The sequence below is a fragment of the Staphylococcus sp. 231237_7MaSpsaltlick genome, assembly GCF_043107035.1.
In genome coordinates this window covers 1-826 of sequence record NZ_JBICNX010000206.1, presented here as the reverse complement: position 1 = coordinate 826, position 826 = coordinate 1, and the positions used below count along the sequence as shown (strand labels likewise).

Here is an 826-nt window from a genome sequence, read left to right as displayed (position 1 = left end):
TAACTTCTTGAATCGTAAGCACGTGATCCACCTGTTGAAGCAATAACTGCACTTTGTTCAGAAATAGCAGCAGAACCTGTAGAACCTGCGCTAAATCCACCTTTAAGTGATGTCGGTACAACTTTATATTTTTCTTTAGCGATATAAGCAGCATTCGCATACCCATCGGCACTAACGCCAATAATTTCAACTAAATTATTATATAATTCAATCCCGTTTCCTGTGCCATTACCTTGTAAATTGCCGCCGATAATTTTCATTCCTTTGACTTGAGAACCACCTGCAATACCTATATGATTACTACTTTGATAAGTGTTGATATTGTTTAAAGTAATGTTATGCCCTTTATTTGTACCACCAAATACCTTAACATCTGCTAATGCATTTCTGAATCCATTTACAGATATATTGTTCAACGTTACGTTGCTGCACATGAATTGAATCGCAATTGCAGGTACGCCACTTGGGAAGTTGTCATCACCTACCGCAATAAAGTTGTTTACAGTAATGTTATTGTAAGCAGAAATAACTAACGCTCTAGGCGTATAACCTGGATAAACGTTATTAGCGTATGGGAATAAAGAAATACAGTTATTTAAAACCACATTTTTAGCAGTTAATGATTTGTCATCACTTGCTGCTCTATGGTGACCAATGTGTCTAGGATTAAATGAACGACAATCTTTAATACTCATATGATTATTAACTAATACACCTGCAGCTGCAGAGCTATCGCCATGTGCTTTTATTTCTAACCCTGCATAACATTTATATGAAATGTTGTTATTCATAAATACATATTGCGAACCATCATCTATTTCAAACG

1 pseudogene is annotated in these 826 nt (G+C 35.5%); it reads right to left on the bottom strand.

From position 1 onward, the window contains the following. Positions 1 to 826 (bottom strand): annotated as a pseudogene (locus tag ACF91D_RS30935) (peptidase G2 autoproteolytic cleavage domain-containing protein); the annotation flags it as partial.